1 protein-coding gene and 1 pseudogene are annotated in these 4,582 nt (G+C 61.5%); both read right to left on the reverse strand.

Features of this window, described 5'->3' with window-relative positions; genetic code table 11:
• Positions 1-134: 134 nt before the first annotated feature.
• Entirely contained in the window at positions 135-2,660 is a 2,526-nt protein-coding gene (locus tag G6N73_RS34765) for a lysyl oxidase family protein (protein ID WP_165034404.1), read from the reverse strand.
• 803 nt (positions 2,661-3,463) lie between these two features.
• Positions 3,464-4,488: pseudogene (locus G6N73_RS34770) on the reverse strand (IS110 family RNA-guided transposase).
• Between the last annotated feature and the right edge of the window lie 94 nt (positions 4,489-4,582).

The following is a 4,582-nucleotide window of genomic DNA, read 5'->3' on the forward strand; positions in this document are numbered from 1 at the left end:
TATAGATTTGCGGTTATTCCGCGCCTGGGTCATGTCGCCGAGACCCGCCGAAGTCGATTTATTCTTCGCTTGTGTTCTGACGCCAGATCCTTACTGGATCACGCTTGCCGCATCACCGAAATTTGGCCGCTTGTTCATTTCTTGCGCTTGGGTTTTTGGGTCGGGGTCTTCGATCCCGCAGCGGGCGCTCTACGAACCTCCACCTTTTCGCGCGATGGCGCCTCGGTCACGCTCGCGGTGCGTTCACGACAGAACCTCTCTAGGCACTCCTGCAATAGCCGAGCATCAATGTGGCTGGCGGTGAGGAACTCCTCGAGCGCCTTCGATCCGAGCAAGCATTCCAAGAGATGGCACAGTTGCTCGTCACGAATCTGCGGATCCGTTCCACTGGTCGGCGCCGGGTTGTCGCCTCCTTTCCAAACGGCGCCCGTCAATAACTGCTCGCGCGTGAACGGCTTGCTTCGCATCGTGGCACCGTGCGCGCGGACACACATCCTGTATACGCCCGGAAGCGTCGCCAGCGTTGACGTCTCGAACACACCCGGCTCGATCTCGGTCAGCGCAAGCATCTGATGTGTGTGGTCAGGCCACTCAACGTCGACGTGTACGATTGCGCGATGATCGACGGGCAGCCCATACTCGGTTAGGAGGGTGCGGATCGTCATCGTCGCGCCGGGTTCGTTGCTCGACTGGATTACACGTGCATTCATCCGCAGGCTGGACAGCGAGTGTACGCTTACGCTGTAACGCACACCGTGGGTGCGCACCTCCTTGAGCGTGACTGGATCCTTGTCGAGCGTCGCCAGATATCGCTTGTAGCCGGTGTCGTCGACCGAGAGGATCGCGTTCCAGGTTCCCGCGCTCGATCCATGCCCGTTGATCACGACGGGCAGCGTCAATCGGTAGTAGGCGACATTGGCCCCCGTGACGAACTCAACTGAAGCGAGCGCGCCGGCCGCGGCCGCATCAATGATTTCTCCAGTCGGCGTCTCGACCGCAAAATGGAACACGGTTGGCGGCGCCATCGACAGCAGAATCACGTCGCTCGTAATGTCCGCCTCGTTGAGCACAAACGGGACGCGGTACTTCTGCCCGGGGGTGAGGTAGCCCTCCGGATCGACCACCACGTTCTGGTTCGTTACGCCCGCAAGGATCTGCAGGTAATACTTGCTCAGCAGAAACACGTTGTCGGTGCCGATCTGTCCGGTGAGCAGGAGATAGCCTCCGGTGCCGTTGGTCAGTTTGGTCAGGGCGACGGGATTGATCGTCTCAGCAGTCCCGAGCCCAATGGCGAACACGCGCTCATTGATCGCCGATGAGACGTCGTCCAGAAACTTGGCGGCGTTCTCATGGCCGTCGGTAAGAACGATGATCGCTTTGTGATCGTAGTCCGTGACCGGCTGGAGGTTATTGTGCGCCCGCTCCACGCCGTCGCCGATGGACGTACTTCCGTTCGGGTTCGGCGTGTGCGCCGCGATCTTCGCCTTCGCCTCTCCCCGCACTGGGTCGACTGCGCCGGCTGGTCCGATCTTCTTAACCGCCATGCGGTCAAAGGAGTCGTGATCGAAGGCCACGATCCCGATCCCATTGTTCTGTTGAATCACCTCGACGAAGTGCGGCGCGGCGAATTTGAGCACATCGTTGCGCAGGGGCAATCCGACCGGGGCGAGCCCCGAATCCCACAGCATGCTGCCGGATTGATCGAGAACCATCACAACGCCCACAGTCGGACGCGCAATGGTGTTCGCCGTGATCGGGACCGTCCAAGTATCTCCGGTCTCGTCGCATGAGATCGTCACCTGGCCGGAACCGGTGTCTCCCGCGCTGGTCCCCTTATATGAGATCCACAGCCGCAGCTGGCGGGGCACGATTTTGTTGGTCTCGGGAACGGATACGGCGATGTCACCGAGGCGCTCCAACACAGTACCCGGCGCGCTTCCGGCATTCACCATCGGACCGCTCTGGACGCGAATAGTCACGCTTCGGCAGGTCTTCACTTCAACGATAACGGCCCGCGCCGTCGTCTCGCCCTCTGGCACATCGTTGAAGTTGACGCTGCTTGTTAGGAGCTGACGACCGATCGGCGGATCGATCTCCGTCACGGTGTTTCCTGCGATGTGCAGTCCCGTGCAGATCGTGTTGTCGTCGAAGGTGTCTTCCGGAAACAAATGCTGTGCGTTCGTCGTCGACAAGACCGTGTAATCGCCGTCAGGTAAGCCGTCGATTACAATGTACTGACAGGCTAGCGCCTTGTTGTAGAGATCGGCCCATCCCGCGGACACGCCCTGGTTCGCATTACAGTCCGTGAACTGCGGGTTGGGATTCGCGCCGGGGTCGATCCGCTCGATGTCGACCAAGCAAAACGCCTGCTTCGCTCCCGTTGCGGTCGGATTGCCGTTGGCGTCGTAGAGGCGGAACTCGTTGAAATCGATCAGGTGGTAGTGGCCGTGGCTCGCCGACATTACGTACCAGTCTGGATGATCGGCGGGATTACCAACCGCGAGATCGGCATTTCCCTTGTTGTGGGTGAGAAAGTCGAAGCGCATCACCCGATGCATCCCCTGGGTGACGCAGCCGTCGTCGATATCGTGCGAGCCGGCGGCGAAATTTTCAGTGTGAATCGAGAAATTGCGGACGATGGGAACGAGATTAACGCCCATGGCGGCCTCTCTGCTTTTACCCGAGGTTGTCGGATCTATTGCTCTGCTATTATGCGCGAACGCGCTCTAGCCGCTGTGAGCTTCCTCACATTCGGAGCGGCCGATTTTTCGGCCATAGCCTTCTTATTCGCGACCTCCGGTGGAAACACTGGTCGGCCCCGCCAGTCTCGCCTGCAGGTCCGCCGGTGAGCAGGGGGCTTCGACCAGAAGGCTGTCTTGCCCGCGGCAGGCCATCGAGGACGAAGGTCGAGGATCGGGCCGCTTTGCTGGTGGTGGCTGAACAGGCTGACCAGTTTTGTCGCCGGCGGGCACTGCCTCCGCCGCCTGCACCCGCCGCTCTGTGCGATGATCTGTTCGATCCGCGGCTGATAGTGGTGCAAGGGTCGCCACGGCCAGCTGCGCCGCCACACCGCGCAATTACACCAAAGTCATGCAGATGTCCGGAAATTGATAAGCTTGCGTCATTCGTTCGTCCGGCGGGAACGACGCATTTCCACCCAGTGCGGGCTTACGGCTCCGGAACCAAGCGTCATGTGTGGATGCCCCCGTTGATGCAAGGGGATTTTCGAACGTCGAGGGCATGTGATCGGTGCGGTCATGTGTCAGGCCTCGCCGTTGCGGCGCTTCACATGCCGCGGGCCGGTATGGAGATGCGTGGATCAGGTGCGGATCAGATTTGCGAGCTCGTGGCTCCGTACGCTTGACTGCTTTTCCTGGTCCCGATCGTGTCGATCATTTGCCCTTACTGTTCGTTGCCCTCCTCACATCCCCGACGGACCGGCGAGCGACAGCTCGATCGTCGATCAAGCTGATGCCGCCGCCGGATCCCGGTAGTTCTCCCGCTTCGTCAGCATGGCCCATGCCGACCGCGCCATCTTGTTGGCCAGTGCGATGGCAACCAGCATAGGCGGTTTGCGCGCCAGCATGCGCGCCAGCCACGATCCTTCAGGCGGGCTCTTCCGAGCCGCCCATCGGACAACCGCCATCGCCCCGACGATTAGCAGGCGCCGAATGTCACGCTGCCCCATCTTCGAGGTTCGACCCAGCTTCTGTTTCCCGCCCGTGGATTTCTGCAGCGGCACGAGCCCAAGCCAGGCGGCGAAGTCGCGGCCACGTCGAAAGGTCTCGAGCGGCGGTGCATACGTCTCGATCGCCATGGCGGCGATGGGTCCGATCCCCGGCATGGTTTGCAGGCGCGCCGTCGTCTCGTTCCGCGCGGCCTCGCGACGGAGTGTCCCCTCGAGCTCGGTGATCTTCTCGCTGTAGATGGCGATCTGCTGGAGATAGAGACGACCAACGTCGCGGACGATCGGCTGAATGAGGCTTTCCTCGTCTTCGATTGCATCCGCAGCTTCACGTGGGCCGGGCCCTGTGGGGCGACGACCCCATGCTCGGCGAGGTGGCCGCGCAGGGCGTTTATCAGCTGCGTGCGCTGGCGCACCAGGAGGTCGCGCGTGCGGAAGATCATCGACCGCGCCTGTTGCTCCTCGGTTTTGACAGCCACGAAGCGCATTGTCGGCCTGGAGGCCGCTTCCGCGATCGCCTCCGCGTCAGCCACGTCGTTCTTCTGCCGCTTTACAAAGGGCTTCACATAGACCGGCGGCAGGAGCCGGACGGCATGCCCGAGCGCGCCGATCGTACGCCCCCAGTCGTGGGCCGTCGCGCACGCCTCCATCGCCACCGTGCACCGGGGCTGTCCGGCGAGAAACGGCAGCAACTGTGCGCGCGACAGCTTCTTGCGAAAGACAACCTTCCCGTCACTCGCCGCGCCGTGAACCTGGAAGACCCGCTCTGCGAGATCGATTCCAATGATGGTAGCTCGTTCCATGGATGCCCTCTCTGTCTTGGTCGATTCTGGCAATCACCAAACTGGCACATCGCGATGCCGTCGGGAGGGGGCATCCACTCCATCAGATTTTGAC

The organism is Allomesorhizobium camelthorni (genome assembly GCF_011045125.1).
Classification (GTDB): Bacteria; Pseudomonadota; Alphaproteobacteria; order Rhizobiales; family Rhizobiaceae; genus Allomesorhizobium; species Allomesorhizobium camelthorni.